Origin of the sequence: Nocardia mikamii NBRC 108933 (assembly GCF_001613505.1) — a bacterium.
Classification (GTDB): domain Bacteria; phylum Actinomycetota; class Actinomycetes; order Mycobacteriales; family Mycobacteriaceae; genus Nocardia; species Nocardia mikamii.
The window spans coordinates 306,133-330,495 of the sequence record NZ_BDCM01000003.1 but is presented as its reverse complement, the minus strand read 5'-3'; the positions used below and the strand labels follow the sequence as shown (position 1 = coordinate 330,495).

Below are 24,363 nucleotides of genomic sequence, written 5' to 3'. Positions count from 1 at the left end.
TATGGCGGCAAATAAACTCGTCGAAAAGGAAGGCGCCGGCAAGTTTTTCGGCGCCGGATGGGGTGTCAAGCTTTCGGGGGTGGCGCTGATTCTGTTTCTGGCCGCGATCGTCGCCGTCGCTCTGACGATGTTCGTGGGCGGATTCACCACCTCGAAACCGGTCTATCTCGACGCCCCGCGCGCGGGCCTGGTGATGGACAAGGACGCGAAGGTCAAGATCCGCGGTGTGCAGATCGGCCACGTCTCCGATATCGCGTACACCGGCGACCAGGCTCGGCTGACCCTCGCGATGGACCCCGATCAACTGAAAATGGTGCCGGCGAACTCGACCGTCGATATTCGGTCGACCACGGTCTTCGGCGCCAAATACGTGAACTTCGTCGAACCGGAGGTCCCCTCCGCGCAGCATCTGCAGGCCGGCGCCACGTTGACCGCGCAGTCGGTGACCGTGGAATTCAACACGCTGTTCCAGCATTTGACCGAGGTACTCGGCAAGATCGCGCCGGAGAAACTGAACGCGACGCTGACCGCGCTCGGCACCGCATTGCAGGGCCGCGGCGACAAACTCGGTCAACTGCTGGTCGACAGTGACGAATATCTGCGCGATATCAATCCGAGTCTGCCGGATCTGCAACGCGATCTGCAGACATCGGTGGGAGTCACCAACCTGTACGCCGACACCGCGCCGAACCTGTTGCGCACGACCGACAACGCGGCCGTGACGAGTAAGACCCTCGTCGGCCACAAGGACAGCCTCGACGCGGTGCTGGTGAATCTGATCGGCCTGGCCGACACCACGGGCGCGGTGCTGAAGGAGAACGAGAACGGCCTGTCGACGGCACTGGATCTGCTGCGGCCGACGGCCGAACTGCTCAACGAATACAACCCCGCGCTGTTCTGCCTGGTCGAAGGTGTCGCGGGCGCGATTCCGCGCGCCAACGAGATCTTCGGCGGAACCGGACCGTGGGTGACGTTGAACGCCAGCTTCATGCCGGGCGGCACGCCCTACTCCTATCCGAAGGATCTGCCGAAGGTGAATGCGACCGGTGGCCCGCACTGCGAGGGCATCCTCGACCGCAAACCCGGTAGCCACTCGAACTTCCTGGTCACCGACACCAGCGAGGGACGGGTGTACACACCGGAACTGTCCACCCATCTGAACGGGCCCCGGGTCTTCCAGTTGCTGTTCGCGGGTCTGCCGGGGGTGGATAATCCGTGAGCCTCAAACCACACGCCACCAGCGTCAAACTCGGGATCTTCACGCTCGTGATGGTGCTGGTGCTGGCCCTGCTGGTCGTCATCTTCTCGCAGATGCGCTTCGCCCGGGAGAACGGCTACCACGCGGTGTTCAGCAGTTCCTCGGGCATGCTGCCCGGGTCCAAGGTGCGCATCGCGGGTGTGCCGGTCGGCTCGGTGAAGAGTGTCAAGGTCGGCAAGGACCATCTGGCCCATGTCGATTTCGACGTCGACCGGCAGTACAAGCTCTATGCCAGCACCCACGCCGCCGTGCGCTACGAGAATCTGGTGGGTGACCGGTATCTGGAGCTGATGGACGCCCCGGGCACCGCGCAGGTGCTGCACTCCGGCGGCACCATCGGCCTGGACAAGACCAAGCCGGCGCTGGACCTGGACATGCTGCTGGGTGGTTTCAAACCGCTGCTGCGCGGACTGGACCCGCAGCAGGTCAACTCCCTGACCGAGGCGCTGCTGCAGGTCTTCCAGGGACAGGGCGGCACCCTGGTCGCCCTGCTGAACAGTTCCGGCTCGTTCGCCAAGACCCTGGCCGACCGCGATGCCCTCATCGGCAGCGTGATCGAGAACCTGAAGACGGTGCTGGCGACCATCGACGATCACAACAAGGATTTCGACACCACGCTGACCGAATTGCAGCGGCTGGTGAGTGGCCTGGCCGCGGACCGGGATCCGATCGGCGCGGCGCTGCCGCGACTGGCCGGCGCCACCGGCGATCTCACCGATCTGCTGAAGCAGGCACGCCCGGACCTCAAGGCGACCTTCGATCAGCTGGGCCGGGTCTCGGACAATCTCGACCAGAAGTCCGACGATGTCGAGTGGGTGCTGCAGAACCTGCCCACGACCTACAAGGAGCTGGTGCGCCTCGGTGCGTACGGCTCGTTCCTGAACATGTACGTGTGCGGAACGAATTTCCTCGTGGACGGCCCGGACGGTAAGCCGATGCATGTGAATCTGCCCGGTCTGCAGACGACCGGAAGGTGTTCGACGAAGTGAACCAGACCTCCCCGCTCATCAAACACGGCGTCGTCGGCGTCGTGCTGGCGGTCGCGATCGCGTTGTCCGCCTTGCAGTTCGACCGGCTTCCGTTCATTCGCAGCGGCGCCGAATTCACCGCGTACTTCGCCGATGCCGGCGGTCTGGTGACCGGTGACCAGGTGCAGGTCGCCGGTGTCCGTTCCGGGCAGGTCGAGGACGTCAGCCTCGACGGTCCCAAGGTGAAGGTGCGGTTCAGCCTCGACGAATCCATCGTCCTGGGGAAGAAGACGACCGCCGCGATCAAGACCAACACCGTGCTCGGGCGCAAATCCCTGGAGGTCGATCCGCAGGGGTCCGGCGCGCTGCGCAGCGATCAGCCGATTCCGTTGGACCGCACCACTTCTCCGTATTCGCTCAACGACGCCCTGGGCGATCTGAGCAATACCGTGAAGGGGCTGGACACCGATCAGGTCAACAAGACTCTCGACGCCCTGTCGGACGCCTTCGCCGACACACCGGCGCCGCTGCGCTCGGCACTGGACGGCATCACACAACTCTCGCGCAGCCTGAACACGCGCGACAAGGCCCTGACCGAACTGCTCTCGCACGCGCAGAACGTCACCAAGGTGCTCTCGGATCGGTCGAACCAGATCAACGCCCTGCTGCTGGACGGCAACAACCTGCTCGGTGAGCTGGACGCCCGGCGTACCGCCCTGAGCCAGTTGATCGTCTACGTCAACGGACTGGCACAGCAGCTGACCGGCTTCGTCAACGACAACGAGCAGAGCCTGAAACCCACACTGGACAAGCTCAATTCGGTGCTGCAACTGCTCGAGCGGAACAAGGACAACCTGAACGCGGCCTTGGACGCGCTCGGACCGTTCGAGGCGGCCCTCGGTGAACAGGTCGGCAGCGGCCCGTACTTCCAGGCCTACGTCTCCAACGCCACGAGTATGACGTTGCAGCCGCTGGTGGACGCGCTGGTCTGGCCGCAGCATGTGCCCGAATCGTTCTGGAAGTACCTGACCACCCCGCCGCCCTCGATCGGGCCCGCGATCCAGGAGCCGCCGCGATGAACACGATTCGCACGATCACGAAGGTGCCGAAATGGGTCCGCGTCGTGGCCGCCGTCCTGGTGGTCGCGCTGGCGGGCTGGATCGTCTACGGCGCGGTGACCAATATCGGCAAGACCCACATCACCGCCTATTTCCCGTCCACCACCGGGCTGTACGCCGGTGACGACGTGCGGGTGCTGGGCGTCAAGGTCGGCCGGATCGATGCGATCGAGCCGGGCCGGGACAAGACCAAGGTGACGATGACGGTCGACCGCGGCGTCGACATCCCGGCCGATGCCAAGGCCGTCACGGTCTCACCGAATCTGGTCTCGGCCCGCTTCGTGCAATTGGCGCCGGTGTACACCGGTGGCCCGAAGATGCACGACGACGGCGTGATCCCGATCGAGCACACCGCCGTGCCGGTGGAATGGGACGACATCAAGGCCGAGCTGACCAAACTGTCCAAGGCCTTGGGGCCGATCGGTGAGGATCAGCAGGGCTCGTTCGGTCGGTTCGTCAATACCGCCTCGGACAACCTCGCGGGCGGTAACGCCCAGGCGCTGCGCGACACGCTCCACGAGTTGTCGAGCACGCTGAATACGTTGTCCGACGGTCGCACCGATCTGTTCGGCACTGTCCGCAACCTGCAGCAGTTCGTCGACGTGCTGTCCAAGAGCAACGAACAGATCGTGCAGTTCGGCGGCCGGCTGGCCTCGGTGTCCTCGGTGCTGTCGGGTGTGTCCGACGACCTCGGCGCCGGACTGGACAACCTCGATTCGGCGGTGGCCGACGTCAAGCGTTTCCTGGACGAACGCGGCGGCCAGCTCACCGAGAGTGTGCAGAATCTGGCGCAGGTGACCCAGATCCTGGCCGACAAGCGTCCGCAGCTCGAGCAGGTCCTGCATTCGGGCCCGGTCGCGCTGTCGAACTTCTACCAGATCTACAAGCCCGCGCAGGGCACGCTGACCGGCGCCGTGGTGCTGCCGAACTTCCGCAATCCGTTCGCGTTCCTGTGTGGCGCCGTCGAGGCGCTCGAGGACAACGGTTCGCAGCGGACCGCGGATCTGTGCAAGCAGCAGGTCGCACCGGTGATCAGCTCGCTGATGATGAATTACCCACCGCTGCTGGTGAATCCGGCGTCCGGGCAGCAGGCCTTCCCGAACCAGCTGACCTTCTCGCCCCCGAGTCTGGCCGACCGCGTCGAATATCCGGCGCCCGGCGAGGCTCCGGCCGAGGTGCCGAGCGGCCTTGCCGGCCTCGCGATTCCGGGAGGAGGACGATGATGCGACGCGGACGCATGCGACTCGCCGGCGCCGCCGTCGGTCTGGTGATCCTGTTGGGCGCCACCGGATGTGAGTGGGACGGCCTGAACACCCTGCCGATGCCCGGCGCGGCCGGGACGGGTGAGGGCGCCTGGCAGATCAAGATCCAGATGCCGAATGTCACCACCCTGACCCGCAATTCGCCGGTGCAGGTGGACGACGTCACGGTCGGCACGGTGAAGAACATCCAGGTCGAGGATTGGCACGCGCTGGTCACGGTGAGCCTCGAGAAGGGGGTGCACCTGCCGGCCAACACGGTGGCCGCGATCGGGCAGACCAGCCTGCTCGGCAGTAACCACGTCGAACTGTCGGCGCCGAAAGATGTTGCGCCGGAAGGTCAGTTGAAGCCGGGCGATGTGATTCCGTTGTCGCGCGCGAGCGTCTATCCCACCACCGAACAGACGTTGTCGTCGTTGTCGGTGGTACTCAACGGTGGCGGTATCTCCCAGCTCGAGACCATCACCCACGAGCTGAACAAGACCTTCTCCGGACGGTCCGATGCCATCCGCGACCTGCTGCCGCAGCTGGCGCAGCTGACCAGCACCCTGGACGGCCAGACCAAGGACATCATCGACGCGATGGGTGGGCTGGACCGCTTCGCCGGACAGCTGAACAACCAGAAGGAACAGGTGACCCGGGCCGTCACGCAGCTGCATCCGGCCCTCACCGTGCTGGCCGACCGCCGCGAGAACATCACCAAAACCATTACCGCACTGGGTGATCTGAGTGATGTGGTGAGCCGGGTGATCGCCGAGAGCGGTGACAACCTGAAGGCGGATCTGGCCAATCTCCATCCGGCCCTGGAATCGCTGGCCGACACCGGAACGAAACTGGCCGACGCCCTGCAGATTCTGCTCACCTTCCCGTTCCCCATGCGGAACCTGAACAAGGCGCTCAAGGGCGACTACCTCAACCTGCTGATGACCGTCGATCTCACCGGCGCGCGACTGGATTCGAACTTCCTCACCGGTACGCCGCTGGGTGGACGTTTCGGCGGGGTCGAGGGCGCGCTCGGCACGATCGCGCCCGATACCGCGATGGGCAAGGGTGACCCGGTCACCGGGCCGATGCAGCCGCCGCCCCCGCCCGCGCCGGGCACGGCCGCGCCGACGCCGAGCATTCCCGGCCTGCCGCCGATTCCGAACCTGCCCGCCATACCCGGGCTGACGGTGCCCGCGCCGCAACAAGGGGGTGCGGGTCGATGAAACTCAGCAAATTCGTCCGGATCCAGCTGGTGATCTTCTCGATCCTGACCGTGATCGGCCTGGTCGTGATGGCGGGCGTCTACGTCCACCTGCCGGCCATGTTCGGCATCGGCCGCTACGGCGTGACCGTGAAGCTCGAGGCCACCGGCGGGCTGTACCCGACCGCGAACGTCGCCTATCGCGGCACCAACGTCGGCAAGGTCGAGGACGTGAAGCTCACCCCGGACGGGGTCGACGCCAAGCTGTCGATCAGCAGCGACTTCAAGATTCCGAGCGATGTCGATGCCTACGTCAAGAGCGTGTCGGCGATCGGCGAACAGTACGTGGATCTGGTTCCGGCCGAGAATCCGCACGGCGGGAATCTGCACGACGGTTCGGTGATCCCGGTGCAGCGCACCAAACTTCCGCAGGATGTCGGCGATATGCTCGACCAGGCCGACCGGCTGCTCAGCAGTGTCGCCGACACCAAACTGCGCCAGGTCATCGACGATGCCTTCACCGCGTTCAACGGCGCCGGTCCGGATCTGCAGAAGTTCATCGACTCCGCCTCGCTACTGGTGCAGGAGGCGAAGAAGAACACCAACGAGACGAAGGACCTGCTCGACAAGATCGGTCCGCTGCTCGACACCCAGAATCAGTCCGACGCCGCGATTCGTTCGTGGACAAAGGATTTGGCGACCGTTACCGATCAACTGCGGCAGCACGACCCCTCGCTGGGCCAGTTGCTCGACCGCACTCCGGCGGCCGCGCAGAAGGTGTCGCAGACCTTCCAGGATCTGAAACCGACGCTGCCGCTGCTGCTGTCGAATCTGACCAGCGTCGGTCAGGTCGGGGTGACCTACCACGCCGGTGTGGAACAGATTCTGGTGATCTACCCGCAGCTGGTGGCGGCGCTGCTGACCTCCATCCGCGGGCCCACGCAGTACGGCGCCATGGTCGACTTCATGCTCGGGCTCAACGACCCGCCGGGCTGCACCACCGGCTTCCTGCCGCAGGATCAGCGCCGCTCACCGGCCCTGCAGGACACTCCGGACACGCCGCCGAACCTCTACTGCAAGGTGGCGCAGAATGCGAAGGAAGCGGTCCGCGGTATCCGCAACACGCCGTGCGCGGATGTGCCCGGTAAGCGGGCCCCGAGTCCGGAACTCTGCCACGACCCGCAGGGTTATGTGCCCGAGGGCGACAACCCGCCGTTCGGCGATCCGCATCCGGTCACCCCGTCCGGTGAGCCGGCGGCCAACCCGGGCGACGCTCCCGCCGCGCAGAGCCGGCCGGCGGCGGCGCTGCGCACCTACGACCTGAAGAACCACACCTTCACCGGACCCGACGGCCGGACCTACCGACAGGGGGATGTGGGCCCCGACGGATCGGGCACTGTACCGTCCAGTTGGCAGGCGATGCTCGAGGAGCAACAGAAATGAGCGAATCGAATTCCACACCCACCGGTCGCGTCCGGCGGCGCGCCAGCAGGCAGGCAGGGGCGCCGACCGATGCGGTCGCGGTCGAGCGGACCGAGGGCGCGCGGGCCGACGACGAGACGGTGAAACTGTCGACCGCATCGCCGGCGACCGGGGCGACATCGTCCTCCGAGACGGCAGCCGACGCGGTATCCGAGACCGGCACGGTGTCCGAGCCCACCGTCGAACGCTCGACGGGACCCGATGACCACAAGACCGTGCGGCTCACCGGCACCCCCACCCCGGAGGAGACGGCAGCCGACGCGCCGGCCGAAACCTCCGAGCCGGCGAAGCGCTCCCTCGGCCCGCTGGGCTGGGCCGCCGCGGTGGTGGCCGTGCTGTCGTTGATCCTGCTGGTCGGCTCGGGCGGCTTCTTCGCCTACCACCAGCATCAGGTCAGCAGCCAGGCCGACCAGCGCACGGAATATATCCAGACCGCCAAGCAGGCCATCCTCAATCTGACCAATATCAAGGACGACACCGCGAAGCAGGACATCGACCGGGTGCTCTCGGTCGCCTCGGGGCAGCTCAAACAGGAGTACTCCGAGCGCAAGGACGCCTACGCGCAGGTCGTGCAGCAGGCCAAGGTGAAGGCCAGCGGCGAGATCATCGAGACCGCGGTCGAGAGCCAGGACGACCACACCGCGAAGGTGCTGGTCGCGGCCAAGCAGACCCTGACCAACGCCGGTGCCAAGGATCCGCAGGAGCGCTACTACCGCTTCCGGGTCACGGTCGACCGCGACGACAACGGTGGTATCACCGCCTCGCAAGTGGAGTTCGTGGCATGAGTGAACGTGGCGTGAGTAAACAAGGATCCGGCAAGCTACGCCCCGTCCTGTTCATCAGCGCGGCGGTGCTGTTCGTGGCCGCGGTCGCGATGGCCTCGGTCACCGGCTACAAGTACTGGTCCGACAAACAGATCGAGCAGGCCCGCACGGACTCCGTCCCCGCGGCCCGGCATGCGGTGGAGTCGGTGTTCACCTACGACTTCAAGACCGTCGACGCCGAGTTGCCGAAATCGGCCGACAACCTCACCCCGTCGTTCCGCAAGGACTACCTGAAGCTGATTCAGCAGGCGATCGCACCCGGCGCCAAGGAGAAGCAGCTCACCGTGCAGGCGACCGCCACGGCGGGCGGGGTGGTGTCGGCGGAGCGCTCACACGCGGTCGTGCTGCTGTACCTGAATCAGGTGACCACCAGCAAGGATTCCCCGCAGGGGACGGTGACGCCGAGCCGGGTCCGCGTCGCGCTGGACAAGGACGGCGGCCACTGGCTGGTCGACGCCATCACCCCGATCTGATCCCGCTTTAAGCGAATCCCGTTATCCCCGTTAAGAGTTCGTCCCTACCGTCGACGGCACAGCGATTCCGAGGCGGGATCGGTGGTCGATACCGGATCCGGTCGCGGCGCAGATCTCCCGCCGGTGAAGCGCGCCTGTGCCGCACGGTCACGGCCGTGTGGCGAGCCGGCGGGTGCGGCGGAATCCGGGGTGGCGGTGTGCGGCGACCGCCGGCTCCGGCGGAGGCCAGGACCGAGATTCGGTGTGGGCGGCGCGCTCCGGCTGCCGGACTGCCGGTTCGAAGGGTGGAACCCGCCTCGGATCGCTGTGTAGTCGTCGATAATCGCCCGCCCGGCCCCGCCGGGGAGCGTTCGCGTGGCGTCTAGCGCTCCGCGCCCCCGGGATCCACATCCGCATCGGTGAGCAGGGCACTGCCCGCCACCCGATCCTGGGCCAGCGCGTCGAGGAAGGAGCGGGCCCAGCGGTCCACGTCGTGGGCGAGCACCTGACGGCGCAGCGAACGCATCCGGCGGCGTTTGGTCTCCGGATCGTCCTCGATCGCGGACATGATCGCGTTCTCGACGCTGTCCAGATCGTGCGGGTTGCACAGATAGGCCTGCCGCAATTCGGCTGCGGCGCCGGTGAATTCGCTGAGTACGAGGGCGCCGTTGAGGCCACTGTGCGAGGCCACGTACTCCTTGGCGACCAGGTTCATGCCGTCGCGCAGCGGGGTCACCAGCATCACGTCGGCGGCGACGAAGAAGGCGACCAGCTCGTCGCGGGGGATCGGGCGGTGCAGATAGTGCACGAAAGGGTAACCGACGCGGGAGAATTCGCCGTTGATCCGGCCGACCTGACGTTCGATGTCGCCGCGCATCTGGATGTAGCTCTCGACGCGTTCGCGACTCGGTGTGGCCAACTGCACCATCACCGTCTCGGCCGGGTCGAGCCGGCCCTCGTGCAGGAGCTCCTGCAGCGCCGCCAGGCGGATATCGATGCCCTTCGTGTAGTCCAGACGGTCCACACCGAGCAGGATGTGCTTGGGATTACCGAGTTCTCTGCGGATCTGGGCGGCGCGCTCACGCACCGAACGTCTTCGCGACAGCTCGTCGAGTTCGGCGGAGGCGATCGAGATGGGGAAGGCGCCTACCCGCACGGTGCGGAAACCGACCTGCACCACACCGAGTTTCGACCGCACACCGACCGTGCCGCGCGAGGTGGGTTGCCCGGCAAGCCTTCTCGCCAGATACAGGAAGTTCTGCGCGCCGCCGGGCAGGTGGAAGCCGATCAGGTCGGCGCCGAGCAGACCCTCCACGATCTCGGTACGCCAGGGCAGCTGCATGAACAACTCCACCGGCGGGAACGGGATGTGCAGGAAGAAACCGATGGTCAGATCGGGCCGCAGCATGCGCAGCATCTTCGGCACCAGCTGCAGCTGGTAGTCCTGCACCCACACCGTCGCGCCCTCGGCGGCGACCTTCGCGGTGTATTCGGCGAAGCGCCGGTTCACGTCCACATAGGCCGTCCACCAGTCGCGGTGGTACTCCGGCCGCACGATCACGTCGTGATAGAGCGGCCACAGCGTCCCGTTGGAGAACCCCTCGTAGTAGGCGGCGACCTCCTCGGCGGTGAGCGGCACCGGATACAACTCCAAGCCGTCCTCGGTGATCGGGTCGACATCCACGTCGGGGACGCCGGCCCAGCCCACCCAGGCGCCGTTGTTGTTGCGCAGCACCGGCTCCAGGGCCGTGACGAGGCCGCCCGGACTGCGCTTCCACCGCTTGGTCCCGTCGGGGAGACGTTCCAGGTCCACCGGGAGCCGATTGGCGACCACGACGAAACCGGAGCCGGCGCCCCCGGGACGGTCCGCTGGTGCGGATTCGGTTTCCGGCGAAGCGTCTCGAGATCGATCGCTGCGTATGTCGCGCATCTGGTCCACTGCTGGATCCTCCGGTCGCCGAAATGGCGGAACTAGGCGTGGGTTTTAGTTGTCATGAGCGCTGCGGCGCGCTCGTTCTATTCGCTGCGCGCGCTGGGACCGATTCCGAGCATCGACAGCAGCATGCGGCACTCGTCGGCATCGGTGGCGTAGGCGGCCACGACGCGCTGTGCCTGCCGTGCGGTCTCGTCGGCGAGCGGTTCCAGGTCGTCGTCCGCGATGTCGTTGGCGCTCTTCGCGGCCATCATCGTGTCCTCTCGGCTCGGGTTCGTGGCACGGCGGTAGGGTTCGACCGTCGTGGTGTCGGCGCCGTGCGGTGTCAATGGTATCGGTCGCCGCACAGGGGCCCGTCGGCTTGGTGCCGACCGCTGCCGAACCGCAACAGCGGTGGCGAGTCCCGTCACACCGGCGAAACGCCGGAGCCCCGCGAACCTATAACGTTGGTAGGAAGGCGAATTTCGCCCGGCTCCTGTACCGAGCACCGCACGAATCGAGTGGAAAGGGTCGCAGCACATGCCGTTGGCCACGGTGAATGGAATCTCGCTGAACTACCAGGTGAAGGGAGACAAGGCCAAAGGCACCGACACCAAGGGGACCGCCCCGCTGGTCGTGCTGATCATGGGCACCGGCAGTCCCGGCCGGGTGTGGGAGCTGCACCAGGTTCCGGCGCTGGTGGCGGCCGGTTACCGGGTGTGCACGTTCGACAATCGCGGCATCGCCCCGTCGTATGAGGCGCCCGACGGGATGACCATCGACGAATTGGCGGCCGACACCGCGGCGCTGATCGAATACCTCGACGAGGGTCCGGCCCTGGTCGCCGGCACCTCGATGGGGGCACGGGTGGCCCAGGAATTGGCCTTGGCGCGCCCGGACCTCGTGCGTAAGGCCGTCTTCATGGCCGGACACGCGCGGCTCGACCAATTCCAGAAGACCCTCTCGCTGGGCGAGCACGAACTCGACGCCTCCGGGGTGCGACTGCCCGCCAAATACGACGCCGCCGTCACCGCGGTGATGAATCTTTCGCCCGCCACGATGGCCGACCCGAATTCCGCGCGCGACTGGCTGGATCTGTTCGAATTCACCGGCGGACCGGCATCGCCGGGAATCCGGGCCCAGCGCCGGATGGATCACGATTTCGATCGGTTGCAGGCCTATCGGGCGATCAAGGTGCCATGCCTGTCCATAGGATTCGCCGACGACCGGATGATCCCCGCATATCTGACCCGTGAGCTGGCCGAAGTCATTCCCGACGCCCGATACCAGGAGATCCCCGACGCCGGTCATTACGGGTATCTGGAACGTCCGGAAGCGGTCAATAAGATCCTGCTCGATTTCTTCGCGGCCTCGAGGTAACCGCCAACGCGTAACGTCGGTCTTGCTAGTGTCGACACATCGCTCGGGGGCTACGGCTCTGGTCGGTCGGTTTCGGCTCGTGCCCGCGCCCCGCGAGTTTCCGTACACAGCGCGTTCCCGTACACAGCGCCAGCATCCAGTGAGGTGAAATGAGCACCAACCCCTTCGACGACGAGGACGGCCGCTTCTTCGTTCTGGTCAACGACGAGGAGCAGCATTCCCTGTGGCCTGCTTTCGCCGAGGTCCCGGCCGGGTGGCGAGTGGTGTTCGGCGAGGACAGCCGCGCTGCCTGCGTCGAATACGTGGAGAAGAACTGGACGGATATGCGGCCCAAGAGCCTGCGTGACGCGATGGCCGCCGACGACGCGGCTCGCCAGGGCGCCCAGTCCTGATTCCGCGCCGGACGGCGCGGCGCGGCGCGACGGTGATCGGCGGCTGTGTGATGCCCTGAGCGGGCACACGCAGCCGCCGAGGTCGTGCCGTTCCCTCCTGCGGTGGTGCATGATTTTTCCGGACGGCCCGCGCCCCGGTTATGATTGCACCGCTTCACCCGCCTCCTTAGCTCAGTGGTAGAGCACCGCTCTTGTAAAGCGAAGGTCGTCAGTTCAATCCTGACAGGGGGCTCTCCCGGCTTCGGCCTGCGACAGCAGGTCGGAGCCTTTTCTGTCGTCAGGGAAGATGCATCAGCTGGCGAGCCAGGCCGAACAGGCGGCTGCCGAGCTTGAAGACGGGGATTCCCAGCGGAATCAACAAGATGGTCACGCACAACACCGCGCCGAGAATCCACACCACGACCGCGAGCAGTGCGACCACCGTGCCCAGCACGGCCGTCAGGATGCCCAACACCACGTCGAGCAGGCCCCGTATCGCTCCCATGACGACCTTTCCGATGTCCATTCTGCTCTTTTCGCGCGTGGTTCGCCCGTTCGTCGACTTCACCAAGATTCAGGACACGCCGACAGCCTGAAGGCGACCAAGGGTGACGCGAAGACGCTCGGCGCGCAGGCGGCTCGCAGGAAACTCCCAGACTACGTTCAGCGCATTCCGGGTTGCGGGAGAGACGATATCCAGCATGAGTGGAGTGGCTGGCGATCGAACCCCGGAGGCGCGGGTGCTGGTGGTCGACGACGAGCCGATGATCGTCGAACTGCTGTCGGTGAGTCTGCGCTATCAGGGTTTCGAGGTGGCCACGGCCGCCAACGGCGCCGAAGGGCTGGACCGGGCCAAGCAGTTCCGGCCCGACGCCCTCATCGTCGACGTCATGATGCCCGGTATGGACGGCTTCGGCCTGCTGCGCCGGCTGCGCGCCGACGGCATCGACGCTCCGGTTCTGTTCCTCACCGCGCGGGACGAGGTCGAGGACAAGATCACCGGCCTCACCCTCGGCGCCGACGACTACGTCACCAAACCCTTCTCGCTCGAGGAGGTGGTGGCGCGGCTGCGGGTGATTCTGCGCCGCTCCGGTCACGTGGTGAAGGAGACCAAGTCCTCGCGCATCCGCTTCGAGGACATCGAACTCGACGACGACACCCACGAGGTGTGGAAGGCCGGGGAACCGGTCGCCCTGTCGCCGACGGAATTCACGCTGCTGCGGTACTTCATGGTCAATGCCGGAACCGTCCTGAGCAAGCCGCGCATCCTCGACCACGTCTGGCGCTACGACTTCGGCGGCGAGGTGGGCGTGGTGGAGACCTATGTCTCCTACCTGCGCAAGAAGGTCGACACCGGCCCCGACCGGCTGATCCACACCCTGCGCGGTGTCGGCTACGTGATGCGCGCGCCGAGCCGCAGCCGATCGTCGGCGAAATGAGCGATCCGCGCTCGGTGCGGGAACGCGCCCCCCACGATGCGGCCGATATCGAACCGGTGCGCCCCGCCGGTGAATCCGAGCCGGGAACCGATCCAGGATCCGGCGGCGTCGGCGAGTCCGGCGCAGGTGCCGAGCGCGTCGCCCCGCCTCGGCGCGGAATTCGGCGCCGGATCTCGCGGCGCCTGGCCGCGGTGCCGCTGCGGGTCACCCTGGTGGTCGCGCTGGTGTGCCTGACGGGTGTCGGACTGCTGGTCTCGGGTGTCGCGGTGACCTCCGCGATGCGAAATGTGCTGATCGACAAGGTCGATCGGCAACTGTTCGACGCCGCCCACACCTGGGCCAGCCCCGATGCGCCACCGCCCCAGCACCTTCCGCAACCTCCGGGGCGAGAACGCCCGCCCGCGCTGTTCCACGTGCAGGTGACGGGACCCACCGGAAATCAGCGTCTGCTGCTGAGTTCCGGCCCCACCGTTCCGGACACTCCGTCGGATCTGTCGAAGCATCCCGAGACCGTGGGATCGGTCGGTGATCCCGACGAACACTGGCGCGAGATCAAGGTGGTGACTCCGCAGGGATCCAGTGTGGTCGCGCTGCGCCTCACCGAAACCGAGAACATCATCGACCGTTTGATCGGTTTGCAGGTCGCGGTGGGCCTCATCGTGCTCGCCGTACTCGCGGTGGTGGCGCAGTTCGTGATTCGCCGGAGCCTGCGCCCGCTCGGTGAGGTGGAGAAGACCGCCGCGGCCATCGCGAACGGGGATCTGCATCGCCGAGTTCCGGTGCAGGGCAACAACACCGAGGTCGACCGGCTGTCGCGGTCGCTCAACGGCATGCTGTCCCAGATTCAGAGCGCCTTCGCCGCCACCGAGGCATCCGAGGAATCCGCGCGGCGTTCGGAGGCCCGGATGCGGCGATTCGTCGCCGATGCCAGCCACGAACTGCGAACCCCGCTGACCACGATCAAGGGTTTCGCGGAGTTGTATCGGCAAGGGGCGCTGGCGGATCCGGCCCTGTTCATGGATCGGATCGAACGCGAATCCAAGCGGATGAGCCTGCTGGTGGAGGATCTGCTGATGCTGGCGCGCCTCGACGCGCAGCGGCCGGTGGAACGGAGGCCGGTGGATCTGCTGGCACTGGCCAGCGATGCGGTGCACAACGCCCGGGCGGTCGACGCGGCGCAGCGACCCGAGGAGACACGCCGGCCCATCGACCTCGAAATACGCCCGGGGACGGGAACTTTGGAGGTACGCGGTGACGAAGCGCGGCTGCGTCAGGTGCTGGGCAATCTGGTCAACAACGCGCTGATCCACACCCCGCCGGAGGCCGCGGTCACCGTCGCGCTGACACCCGCGCCGGACGAGGTCGTCATCGAGGTCAGCGATACCGGGCCGGGCCTGCCGACCGAGGACGCCGAGCGCATCTTCGAACGCTTCTACCGCACCGACACCTCACGCAGCCGCGACAGCGGTGGCACCGGACTGGGCCTGGCGATCGTGCAGGCGCTGGTCGCCGCGCACGGCGGCACGGTCTCGGTGCGCAGCGCGGTGGGACAGGGCACCACGTTCGCGGTGCGCCTGCCCCGTTCGCAGGAGTGATTCAGGCGGGGACGTTCGCGCCGTAGCCGAGATCGCGCAGCGCCTGCTTGATCTTGTCCTGCGCCTCGTCCAGCGATTCCGGGCTCGGATCGGTGTCCGCGCCGGAGATGTTGAAATCGCCCAGCTCGAACGCCGGGAAGACGTGCACGTGCAGATGCGGCACCTCCAGCCCGGCGATCAGCAGGCCCGCCCGCGGCGCGTCCCACGCCTTGCGCACCGCCTGCCCGATCTTCTGGGCGACCTCGTTGATCCGCGCGAACGTGGCGGGATCCAGATCCTGCCACTGGTCGATCTCCTTGCGAGGAACCACGAGCGTATGACCCTGGGTGACCGGGGCGATGGTCAGGAAGGCGACGAATTCCTCGTCCTCCCACACGAACCGCCCCGGCAGCTGTCCGGCGATGATCGCGCTGAATACAGATGGCATGGGTTTCATATTGCCCCGCCCGGGCGGGCGACGGCGCCCGGGGCGGCCGGCTGTCCTCCCGGTACCCGCATCTGCTGTTCACCCGCGTCCCCTAAGCTGTCACGCGTGCGCGTACTCGTCATCGGATCCGGAGCCCGTGAACACGCCCTGGTGGAAGCCCTGCGTCGGGATCCCGGGGTCACCGCGATCGCGGCCGCGCCCGGGAATCCGGGGATCGGCCAGGTCGCCGAGGTGCGGGCGGTCGATCCGGCCAGTGCGGAGGCCGTCGTGGGCCTGGCCCGGGATTTCGCCGCCGACCTGGTGGTGATCGGTCCCGAGGTGCCGCTGGTACTCGGTATCGCCGATGCGGTCCGGGCGGCGGGGATCGCCTGCTTCGGCCCGTCTGCCGCCGCCGCGCGGATCGAGGGATCGAAGGCCTTCGCCAAGGATGTGATGGCCGCCGCCGGAGTGCGGACCGCGCACAGTGAGGTTGTCGATCATCCGGGCGAACTCGACGCCGCGCTGGATCGCTTCGGGCCGACCTGGGTCGTCAAGGACGACGGGCTGGCCGCGGGGAAGGGCGTGGTGGTGACCGCCGATCGGTCCGCGGCCCGCGACCACGGTGCCGAACTGCTCGAGCAGGGCCATCCGGTGTTGCTGGAATCGTTCCTCGACGGCCCCGAGGTCTCCCTGTTCTGCCTGGTCGACGGCGAGACCGTGGTCCCGCTGCTGCCCGCGCAGGACCACAAGCGCGTGGGTGACGGCGACACCGGTCCCAACACCGGCGGCATGGGCGCCTACACCCCGCTGCCCTGGCTGCCGCCGGAGACCGTCACCGAAATCGTCGACGACGTGGTGAAACCCGTTGCCGCCGAAATGGTTCGGCGTGGCGTCCCGTTCTCCGGACTGCTGTACGCGGGTCTCGCGATCGGCCAGGCCGGTCCCGCCGTCGTCGAATTCAACTGCCGCTTCGGCGATCCCGAGACCCAGGCGGTGCTCGCCCTGCTCGACAGTCCGCTCGGCGCGCTGCTGCACGCCACCGCGACCGGAACCCTGGCGCAGGCGCAGTCGCCGGTCTGGAAGGACGGCGCGGCGATCACGGTGGTACTGGCCGCGGAGAACTACCCGGGCCGTCCCCGCACCGGCGACGTCATCTCCGGCACCGAGAGCACGCAGGCGTCGGCCCCGGGCACGAATGCCGAAGTGCTGCATGCCGGTACGTCGCTGCGCGCGGACGGCGCGCTGCTGTCGGCCGGCGGTCGTGTGCTGAATGTCGTTGCGACGGGCGCCGATCTGACCGAGGCCAGGGTGAACGCCTACGAGCGGATCGCGGGAATCAAGCTTCCCGGTAGTCACTTCCGGACCGATATCGGTCTCGCCGCCGTGGAGGACCGGATCTCGCTTCCGACGCGGGTCTAGTCGAAACGGTCGGGTCCGGGGCGCGGACCCCCGCCGGGTCAGCCGACCTGGATGCCGTGCACGGCCAGCCACGGCTGCGGATCCACGTGCTGTCCGCCGACGAGGATTTCGAAGTGCAGATGCGGGCCGGTGGAATCGCCGCGGTTGCCGATGCGGGCGATCTGCTGTCCGGCGCGCACCCGCTCGCCGACCGATACCGAGAAGTCGTACATGTGGCCGTACACCGAGATGGTGCCGTCGTCGTGGCGGATGCGTACCCACAGTCCGAAGCCCTGCGCCGGTCCGGCGTCGATGACGGTGCCGTCGGCGACGGCGTAGATCGGCGAGCCGATGGGCGCGGCGATGTCGATCCCGTAGTGGAAGGTGCCCCACCGGCCGCCGTAACCGGAGGTGAACACCCCGCGCGCGGGTAGCGCGAAACCACCGATGCCCGGGGCGATTCCGCCGGGAGCGATACCGCCGGGAATCGTGGTTGCCGGCCCGGACAGCCACGGTTGCGGCGTCCCGGCGACCGCGGCGGCGGCCTCGGCCTTCGCGCGGTCGAGGGTGGCTCGCGAGGCCGCGGCCACCACCTGCGCCTCGCGCATGCGCTCCCCGTTGTCGATGGCGGCCAGATAGCGCTTGCTGGTTTCGGGTTCGGCCTGCACCTGTAGCGGGTATGCGACCGCGATCCGTTGTGCCGCACCGGGTCTCGGCGTCGATTCGATCGGCTGCGGCGCCACGGTGTCGGCGGCGGCGAACAGTCCGACCACGACCATTCCGATCACCAGCAGCCGATGGTCGCCGACCCAGCCGCGCAGCCGGGGCCACAGGGTCTCGAATTCCTCGCGCCAGTTGCGGTCCCGCACCATCTGCCACCATCGCCCCACCCGCGCGCGCCATTCGACCGCCGCGACCTGCCCGAATTCACGCGATCGGCGGGCCGAGGAACGGAGGCGTCGCGCGATCGAGGGACGGTCGCGGCGCAGCGTCGTTCGCCAGTCGGGGCGGATCACGGTCCAGCCCCCCTGGTACGACTTCGCGCGGCGTGCCTGGTCAGGCATTCTGCCGACGATAACAGGGGCCCGCCCGGACATGCGGGCAGGCGCGGCGGCGCACAGCAACGTCTCAGGCGACCGATGCCCGGGAACGGACTGCGCGCCGGCCTGCCGGGGCGGTGTTCTACCGTCGTCTGGTGCGCAGTGAATCCCGGCGGTCCACCGTTCCGACCTTCTACGTCATGGATGTCTGGAAGGCCGCGGCCGAACGCGCCCGCACCCACGGCGACGTGCTGGTCCTGGCGGCGGGCCAGCCCTCCACACCCGCGCCGGTGCCGGTGCGCCGCGCCACCCGGGTGGCCCTCGACGCCGAATTACTCGGCTACACCGAGACTTTCGGCATCCCCGAATTGCGCACCGCCATCGCGGCTCATCACCGCGACACCTACGGCGTCGAGGTCGAGTCCGACGACGTGGTGATCACGACCGGCTCCTCGGGCGCCTTCACGCTGATCTTCCTGGCCGCATTCGATATCGGCGACACCGTCGTGGTCGCTCGCCCGGGTTACCCGGCCTACCGCAACACCCTCACCGCACTGGGCTGCCGGGTGATCGAACTCGACTGCGGCCCCCAGACCCGGTTCCAGCCGACGGTGGCGATGCTGGAGGAGCTGCCCGAACCGCCTGCCGGCCTGATCGTGGCCAGCCCGGCGAACCCGACCGGCACCATGATCGCCCCGGACGAGCTGGCGGCCCTGGCCCGCTGGTGCGACGAGCACGGCACGCTGCTGATCTCCGACGAGATCTATCACGGCATCGCTTATTCGGGAGTCGACGGCGATACCGAACCGGTGAGCTCGGCCTGGGAGACCTCGCGCGAATCGGTGGTGATCGGTTCGGTGTCGAAGTATTTCTCGATGACCGGCTGGCGGCTGGGCTGGATGCTGGCACCCGCGCGGTTGCGCCCGGCGCTGCAGCGGCTGGCGTCCAATATGACCGTCTGCCCGCCGGCCATCTCGCAATTCGCGGCGGTGCACGCGTTCGGCCCGGAGGCGAAATCCGAACTCGACGGACACGTCCGCCGCTATGCCCGCAACCGGTCGTTACTGCTCGAGGGGCTGCCCGCTCTCGGCATCACCGAACTGGCGCCGGCTGACGGCGCCTTCTACGCGTACGCCGATATCGGTCATCTGAGCCAGGATTCGACGCGCTGGTGCGCGGATCTGTTGGCGCACACGGGTGTCGCCCTCGCGCCCGGAATCGATTTCGACACCCGTAACGGACACCGCACGGTCCGCTTCTCCTTCGCCGGCGCCACCGCGGATATCGAGGAGGCGCTCGTGCGACTGGGCCGATATCTGAGCTGACGCACAGACTTTCCGTACCGGCCCACCGGAGCGCGTGGATGCGGTACAAATGATTCGGGTTGTGATTTCAACCCTTGCTATTTCGAACCGGTCCCCGCTGTCCGCTCGGACCGGATCCCGGAAATTTGCGCGGTCCCATGGTCGATTGCACAGCAACGGTTCGGCCGGGATTGCACAGACGCACAGATTTGCACAGATCGCACCGATTTGGCACGGATGAACCGATGATGACTGGCACGATGACACGGTGATCACCGCGACGACCCCGAAAGGCGAAAGGCGTCGCCAAGCGTTGGTTGCGGCTGCCGCGGAGTTGCTACTCGAAGGCGGCTTCGATGCCGTGCGCCACCGTTCGGTGGCGACGCGCGCGGATCTGCCCCTGGCATCCACGACCTACTATTTCGAATCGCTCGAAGATCTGATCGCGCGCGCGGTCGAGTTCAGCGGCAATGCCGAACTGGAGTCGATGCGCCGCCGGATCGGCGAGGTCACCCACCGCAAACGCGGCGCCGAGGCGACCGTCGATCTGGTCGTGGATCTGATGGTCGGCACCGACGGACCCGACGAATTCGCGCGCGGGCGGCTGATCGCCCGTTACGAGCGCTCGGTGGCCTCGGCCCGGCATCCGGAACTGCGCGAGGTGCAGCTGCGGTTACGCGCCCAGCTCGAGGACCTGCTGGCCGATGTGCTGCGCCGATCCGACCGCATGGTGCGCACCGATCAGCTGCGCCGGCTGGTGGCGGTGGTCGACGGCGCGGTGGTCGCCGCGCTGGCCGAATCCGATCCGCAACCGCGCCGCACGGCTCGCGGCGCGCTGCTGGAACTGATCGATGTGATCGCGCCGCCGGTGCCGCAACCGCTGATGGCACCGCAGACCGTGCCGTCGCCCGCGACGCAGCATCTGCCCGCGGCCATGCCCCAGCAACCGAGCAGGCATCGAACACTAGACTGACTGTTCGTGAGTCTTGTCCCGAACGTCCTCGCCACCCGGTACGCGAGCCCGCAGCTGGTGCAGTTGTGGTCGCCCGAGAACAAGATCGTGTTGGAGCGCCGGCTGTGGCTCGAGGTACTGCGGGCCCAGACCGAACTCGGCGCCGCCGGTACCGAGGCGGTCACCGCCGACGTCCTCGAGGATTACGAGCGGGTGCTGGGCGAGGTCGACCTGGCCTCGATCGCCGAACGCGAGCGGATCACCCGCCACGATGTGAAGGCGCGCATCGAGGAGTTCAACGCCCTCGCCGGGCACGAGCAGATCCACAAGGGCATGACCAGCCGGGATCTGACCGAGAACGTGGAACAGTTGCAGATCCGGCTCTCGCTGGAACACGTCTACGAACACGGTGTGGCGGTCGCCGCCCGGCTGGCCGAGCGGGCCGCCGAGTATCAGGCGCTGGTGATGGCCGGTCGCTCGCACAATGTGGCGGCGCAGGCCACCACCCTGGGCAAGCGGTTCGCGAGTGCGGCCGACGAGGTGCTGATCGCACTGCGCCGGGTCCGCGAGCTGATCGACCGGTATCCGCTGCGCGGTATCAAGGGGCCGATGGGCACCGCCCAGGACATGCTCGATCTGTTCGACGGTGACGCCGCCAAACTCGCCGAGCTGGAGCAGAAGGTTTCCCGGCATCTGGGCTTCGCGACCGTGCTGACCAGCGTCGGCCAGGTCTACCCCCGCTCACTGGACCACGACGTGATCTCCGCGCTGGTCCACTTGGGCGCGGGCCCTTCGTCGTTCGCGCACACCGTGCGGCTGATGGCCGGGCACGAACTGGTCACCGAGGGTTTCCAGCCCGGGCAGGTCGGCAGTTCGGCGATGCCGCACAAGATGAACACCCGCTCGTGCGAACGCGTCAACGGTCTGCAGGTGGTGCTGCGCGGCTACGGCTCGATGGCGGCCGAACTGGCGGGCGCGCAGTGGAACGAGGGCGATGTGTTCTGTTCCGTGGTGCGCCGGGTCGCGCTGCCGGACGCGTTCTTCGCCATCGACGGCATGATGGAGACCTTCCTGACCGTCCTCGCCGAATTCGGCGCCTATCCGGCCGTGATCGAGCGCGAACTCAACCGCTACCTGCCCTTCCTGGCCACCACCCGCATCCTGATGGCGGCCGTACGGGCCGGGGTCGGGCGCGAGAGTGCGCACGAGGTCATCAAGGAGCATGCGGTCGCGGTCGCGCTGGCCATGCGAGAGCAGGGTCGCGAACCGGATCTGCTGGACCGCCTCGCCGGCGACGACCGGATGCCGCTGGACCGTGCCGGGCTGGAGGTCGCCCTGGCGGACCGGACGGCGTTCATCGGCGCCGCCGAGGCGCAGGTGAGCGATGTGGTAGCGCAGGTGCAGAAGCTGATCGACGCGCATCCCGAGGCCGCCCGCTACACCCCCTCGCCGATTCTGTAACCGCCGCCGGACCGATGGTCGCGGCATCGAATCCGGCCGGCGCCGCCGTGCGCGCGGTGGTGTCGCGCGTGCTCGGCGCCGTGCGAATGGTGCGGCGGCGCAGGCGAAATCGCCGACTAGGGTTGCCGGATATGGACCCCTATACGATTTTCGCCGATATCGTCGCCGGGCGGGCGCCCTCGTCCAAGGTCTACGAGGACGAGGACGTTCTCGCCTTCATGGACATCCGTCCCATGACGCCCGGCCATCTGCTGGTGATTCCGAAGGTGCCGGCGCGCAGCCTGGCCGAACTCGATCCGGTGATCGGCGGCAAGCTCTTTCAGGTCGCGCAGCGCCTGGCGGCCGCCCTGCGGGAGTCCGAGGTGCGCTGCGACGGGGTGAATCTCTTTCTCGCAGACGGCGTTACGGCCGGGCAGGAGGTCTTCCATGTCCACCTGCACGTCATTCCGCGCACGCCCGGCGACGGCTTCGGGCTGCGCAATCGCGCGACCACCCCGCCGCGTGCGGACCTGGACTACCTGGCCGCGTCGATCCGGGGTGCGGCCGGGCGGGCGCAACCGAATGCCGCGAGCTGAGAGGACGGAAAGTGGTGGCTCACCTGAGTCGCGGTGCGGCCCGGGTGGTTTGCTGAGGAAACGCCAGGAGGTCGAAAGCTCCGCACGGCACCGCAGTGTGCGTTACTTTAAGTAGCAGTTGTGGTGGGCAGACGGAGGTGGGGACATGCGACGTTCACTCGTTGCTGCGGTTGTGCTGACAGTCGGATTGGGCGTCTTCGGTCCCTGGATGGGCCCACAGCCACGCGCATCGGCGGCGCGGGTGGTCGGAGACAACGATATGAGCCCGACCCGGACGGCGCTGTTCATCGACTCTCCAGCCATGGGACGCACCGTTCAGGTCCAGGTCCTGCATCCGGCCGGCGGAGGTCCGCGGCCCTCGTACTACCTGCTCGACGGTCTCGATCCCGGTGTCCAGCAGAGCACCTGGACCAACGCCACCGATGCCGAACCCTTCTTCCACGGTAAGAACGTCAACGTCGTCCTGCCGATCGGCGGGCAGGCGAGCTATTACACCGACTGGCAGCGCGACGATCCGCATTTCGGCCGCTACCGGTGGGAGACCTTCCTGACGCGCGAACTTCCGCCGATCATCGACGCCACTTTCTCCGGCAACGGCGTGAACGCGATCGGTGGTCTGTCGATGGGCGGAATCGCGGCGTTCGTTCTGGCCGTTCGCCATCCGGAGCTGTACGAGGCGGTGGCCGGCTACAGTGCGTGCCCGGATCTGGGTATCGCGCAGGGCGCGATCATGTTCTCGATCGCCAACCGCGGCGGCAATCCGTTCGATATGTGGGGTGCGCCGGGCAGTCCGGAGTGGGGTGCCCACGATCCGGCTCTACTGGCGGATCGGCTGCGCGGCAAGACCGTCTACCTGTCCACGGGCACCGGCATTCCCGGTCCGCACGAGGGCGAGATCAAACCCCAACTGCCGGAGAACATCGTCCTGGGCGGGCCGATCGAGGCCGGCGTGGATGTCTGCGTCACCGCCTTCGAACAGCGACTGCGCGGTATGCGCATTCCGGCCCGGGTCGATCACAGCCCGGTGGGGACACATTCCTGGTCGTACTGGCAGGACTATCTGCACGCGTCCTGGCCGACCGTCGGCGCGGCGATCGGAGCCTGATCGCCGGACGTCCGATCGGCGCGGGCCCGCGACGGCTCGCGCGACCGGAGACCTTCGGGCTCGGTTCAGTGCGGTTGGGCGCCCGGGCGGTTGAATTCGCCGTCCTTGGCGCCGGCGACGAACGCCCGCCACTCGCCGGGAGTGAAGATCAGCGCCGGCCCGTCCGGATTCTTGGCATCGCGCAGCCCGATATTGCCGCTGGCCAGGAAAGCCACCTCGACACCGCCCGCCCCGTCGCCGCTGCGCTGCCAGATCGCCCCGGGTTCGATCTCGCGATTCTTCGCTTCCAACCTGTGCTCCTGCATCGATGTGATCGCCCGCCGGATCCGCGCGGGCGCTGCCGTCCCCGAGCGTAAGCGGTCGGGAGCCGCCGCACCGGCGTCGTTTCCGAATCCGCGCGTCCGGGCATGGCCGGAATCACACCGATATGGCGACCTGCGGAATGTGGCATTCGTCCGCCCCTCCCGGCAACACCGCTGGTTTACGCCGCAACCTGATCGGAAACCCCATTCATTGTGGCAGTGGGAAGGCGTCGACTGGTCAAGAGACCGAGAGGGCGTGCCCTGCCGCACTGAAGGGACGACAAGGATGGAGCACCGCATGGCACCCGTCTTCGACAGTTGCGCGGTGGTGCCCCGGCACCTCACCGTCGAGCAGGCACACAACATCCTGCACAGTCACAGCAGCTGTCCCACCGACCAATGCCCGCGCCGCAAAGCCGCACTGTTCTTCCTGATGGAATCTCGTCGTTCGGCCCGCGGCACCGGGCGTGACCTGCGTCGGCCCGCACCGCGGACCACCGGCCTGGGGTAGCGCGGACCGAGTTCGCGCCCCCGCACTCGCCGATCTGCTCGGGCCGGCGGGCGTGGGGGTGCGCG

25 protein-coding genes and 1 tRNA gene are annotated in these 24,363 nt (G+C 67.5%); 20 read left to right on the top strand and 6 right to left on the bottom strand.

What is annotated here, in order from left to right:
- Position 1: 1 nt before the first annotated feature.
- From NMI01S_RS03025 to NMI01S_RS02990, 8 genes are read left to right on the top strand one after another with little or no spacing between them, the layout of a single operon-like run.
- Entirely contained in the window at positions 2-1,219 is a 1,218-nt protein-coding gene (locus NMI01S_RS03025; RefSeq protein WP_062994454.1) for an MCE family protein, read from the top strand.
- Positions 1,216-2,247, top strand: coding sequence for an MCE family protein (locus NMI01S_RS03020; protein WP_084512214.1), 1,032 nt, complete (start codon positions 1,216-1,218; stop codon positions 2,245-2,247). The genes NMI01S_RS03025 and NMI01S_RS03020 overlap by 4 nt, the downstream gene beginning before the upstream one ends.
- Positions 2,244-3,305 carry an MCE family protein gene (locus NMI01S_RS03015; RefSeq protein ID WP_062994754.1) on the top strand — a complete coding sequence of 354 codons (1,062 nt, stop codon included), beginning with the start codon at positions 2,244-2,246 and terminating at the stop codon, positions 3,303-3,305. Before NMI01S_RS03020 ends, NMI01S_RS03015 begins: the two co-directional genes overlap by 4 nt.
- Entirely contained in the window at positions 3,302-4,567 is a 1,266-nt protein-coding gene (locus NMI01S_RS03010; protein WP_062994453.1) for an MCE family protein, read from the top strand. Before NMI01S_RS03015 ends, NMI01S_RS03010 begins: the two co-directional genes overlap by 4 nt.
- Positions 4,564-5,811 (top strand): MCE family protein, encoded by a 1,248-nt coding sequence (locus NMI01S_RS03005; protein ID WP_062994452.1) that lies wholly within the window; start codon positions 4,564-4,566, stop codon positions 5,809-5,811. The genes NMI01S_RS03010 and NMI01S_RS03005 overlap by 4 nt, the downstream gene beginning before the upstream one ends.
- Entirely contained in the window at positions 5,808-7,232 is a 1,425-nt protein-coding gene (locus NMI01S_RS03000; RefSeq protein ID WP_062994451.1) for an MCE family protein, read from the top strand. Before NMI01S_RS03005 ends, NMI01S_RS03000 begins: the two co-directional genes overlap by 4 nt.
- Positions 7,229-8,056 carry an Rv1363c family protein gene (locus NMI01S_RS02995; protein ID WP_062994450.1) on the top strand — a complete coding sequence of 276 codons (828 nt, stop codon included), beginning with the start codon at positions 7,229-7,231 and terminating at the stop codon, positions 8,054-8,056. The genes NMI01S_RS03000 and NMI01S_RS02995 overlap by 4 nt, the downstream gene beginning before the upstream one ends.
- On the top strand, positions 8,053-8,568 hold the full coding sequence (locus tag NMI01S_RS02990) for an Rv1363c family protein (protein ID WP_062994449.1): 516 nt from the start codon (positions 8,053-8,055) through the stop codon (positions 8,566-8,568). The genes NMI01S_RS02995 and NMI01S_RS02990 overlap by 4 nt, the downstream gene beginning before the upstream one ends.
- A gap of 361 nt (positions 8,569-8,929) precedes the next feature.
- Here NMI01S_RS02990 and NMI01S_RS02985 read toward each other — a convergent pair whose 3' ends face one another.
- Together NMI01S_RS02985 and NMI01S_RS02980 are read right to left on the bottom strand one after the other, a co-directional pair.
- Positions 8,930-10,477, bottom strand: coding sequence for an alpha,alpha-trehalose-phosphate synthase (UDP-forming) (locus tag NMI01S_RS02985; RefSeq protein WP_062994752.1), 1,548 nt, complete (start codon positions 10,475-10,477; stop codon positions 8,930-8,932).
- 86 nt (positions 10,478-10,563) lie between these two features.
- The gene (locus NMI01S_RS02980) at positions 10,564-10,734 is read right to left on the bottom strand and encodes a hypothetical protein (RefSeq protein ID WP_157104400.1); all 171 of its coding nucleotides are present in this window, start codon (positions 10,732-10,734) and stop codon (positions 10,564-10,566) included.
- Positions 10,735-10,999: 265 nt separating this feature from the next.
- Between NMI01S_RS02980 and NMI01S_RS02975 the strand changes: the two genes are divergently transcribed.
- The 3 genes from NMI01S_RS02975 (at position 11,000) to NMI01S_RS02965 (ending at position 12,463) form a co-directional block, all read left to right on the top strand.
- Positions 11,000-11,839 carry an alpha/beta fold hydrolase gene (locus tag NMI01S_RS02975; RefSeq protein WP_062994447.1) on the top strand — a complete coding sequence of 280 codons (840 nt, stop codon included), beginning with the start codon at positions 11,000-11,002 and terminating at the stop codon, positions 11,837-11,839.
- 149 nt (positions 11,840-11,988) lie between these two features.
- Entirely contained in the window at positions 11,989-12,231 is a 243-nt protein-coding gene (locus tag NMI01S_RS02970; protein ID WP_011207082.1) for an MbtH family protein, read from the top strand.
- Between the two features lie 160 nt (positions 12,232-12,391).
- Positions 12,392-12,463 (top strand) — tRNA-Thr (locus tag NMI01S_RS02965).
- 45 nt (positions 12,464-12,508) lie between these two features.
- Here NMI01S_RS02965 and NMI01S_RS02960 read toward each other — a convergent pair.
- On the bottom strand, positions 12,509-12,715 hold the full coding sequence (locus NMI01S_RS02960) for a hypothetical protein (RefSeq protein WP_039776063.1): 207 nt from the start codon (positions 12,713-12,715) through the stop codon (positions 12,509-12,511).
- Positions 12,716-12,911: 196 nt separating this feature from the next.
- Here NMI01S_RS02960 and NMI01S_RS02955 point away from each other — a divergent pair, with 196 nt between their 5' ends.
- Complete coding sequence (locus NMI01S_RS02955; RefSeq protein ID WP_084512211.1) at positions 12,912-13,649, top strand: response regulator transcription factor; 738 nt, start codon at positions 12,912-12,914, stop codon at positions 13,647-13,649.
- A complete protein-coding gene (locus NMI01S_RS02950) occupies positions 13,646-15,244 on the top strand; it encodes a sensor histidine kinase (RefSeq protein WP_084512207.1) in 1,599 nt (532 codons plus the stop codon). The genes NMI01S_RS02955 and NMI01S_RS02950 overlap by 4 nt, the downstream gene beginning before the upstream one ends.
- Position 15,245: 1 nt before the next feature.
- Here NMI01S_RS02950 and NMI01S_RS02945 read toward each other — a convergent pair whose 3' ends face one another.
- The gene (locus tag NMI01S_RS02945) at positions 15,246-15,671 is read right to left on the bottom strand and encodes an HIT family protein (RefSeq protein WP_039776066.1); all 426 of its coding nucleotides are present in this window, start codon (positions 15,669-15,671) and stop codon (positions 15,246-15,248) included.
- 105 nt (positions 15,672-15,776) lie between these two features.
- Here NMI01S_RS02945 and purD point away from each other — a divergent pair, with 105 nt between their 5' ends.
- Positions 15,777-17,069 (top strand): phosphoribosylamine--glycine ligase, encoded by a 1,293-nt coding sequence (gene purD, locus NMI01S_RS02940; RefSeq protein ID WP_062994445.1) that lies wholly within the window; start codon positions 15,777-15,779, stop codon positions 17,067-17,069.
- A gap of 38 nt (positions 17,070-17,107) precedes the next feature.
- Here the strand turns inward: purD and NMI01S_RS02935 are convergent, their stop codons facing one another.
- Entirely contained in the window at positions 17,108-18,112 is a 1,005-nt protein-coding gene (locus NMI01S_RS02935; RefSeq protein ID WP_062994444.1) for a M23 family metallopeptidase, read from the bottom strand.
- Positions 18,113-18,243: 131 nt separating this feature from the next.
- Between NMI01S_RS02935 and NMI01S_RS02930 the strand changes: the two genes are divergently transcribed.
- The 5 genes from NMI01S_RS02930 to NMI01S_RS02910 all read left to right on the top strand — a co-directional run bounded on the left by NMI01S_RS02930 (position 18,244) and on the right by NMI01S_RS02910 (position 23,485).
- Positions 18,244-19,413, top strand: a complete 1,170-nt coding sequence (locus NMI01S_RS02930; RefSeq protein ID WP_084512351.1) for a pyridoxal phosphate-dependent aminotransferase — start codon at positions 18,244-18,246, stop codon at positions 19,411-19,413.
- A gap of 247 nt (positions 19,414-19,660) precedes the next feature.
- The gene (locus NMI01S_RS02925; RefSeq protein ID WP_084512204.1) at positions 19,661-20,365 is read left to right on the top strand and encodes a TetR/AcrR family transcriptional regulator; all 705 of its coding nucleotides are present in this window, start codon (positions 19,661-19,663) and stop codon (positions 20,363-20,365) included.
- A gap of 6 nt (positions 20,366-20,371) precedes the next feature.
- The gene (purB, locus tag NMI01S_RS02920) at positions 20,372-21,805 is read left to right on the top strand and encodes an adenylosuccinate lyase (protein ID WP_062994443.1); all 1,434 of its coding nucleotides are present in this window, start codon (positions 20,372-20,374) and stop codon (positions 21,803-21,805) included.
- 131 nt (positions 21,806-21,936) lie between these two features.
- Complete coding sequence (locus tag NMI01S_RS02915; protein WP_062994748.1) at positions 21,937-22,380, top strand: HIT family protein; 444 nt, start codon at positions 21,937-21,939, stop codon at positions 22,378-22,380.
- A 145-nt stretch (positions 22,381-22,525) separates the two neighbouring features.
- The gene (locus NMI01S_RS02910; RefSeq protein WP_062994442.1) at positions 22,526-23,485 is read left to right on the top strand and encodes an alpha/beta hydrolase; all 960 of its coding nucleotides are present in this window, start codon (positions 22,526-22,528) and stop codon (positions 23,483-23,485) included.
- Positions 23,486-23,550: 65 nt separating this feature from the next.
- Here the strand turns inward: NMI01S_RS02910 and NMI01S_RS02905 are convergent, their stop codons facing one another.
- Complete coding sequence (locus NMI01S_RS02905; RefSeq protein WP_245716680.1) at positions 23,551-23,775, bottom strand: DUF397 domain-containing protein; 225 nt, start codon at positions 23,773-23,775, stop codon at positions 23,551-23,553.
- Between the two features lie 310 nt (positions 23,776-24,085).
- On the opposite strand from NMI01S_RS02905, the gene NMI01S_RS02900 reads away from it, so the two are divergent.
- Positions 24,086-24,298: a hypothetical protein gene (locus tag NMI01S_RS02900; RefSeq protein WP_157126017.1), complete on the top strand. Its 213-nt coding sequence runs from the start codon at positions 24,086-24,088 to the stop codon at positions 24,296-24,298.
- Positions 24,299-24,363 lie beyond the last annotated feature (65 nt).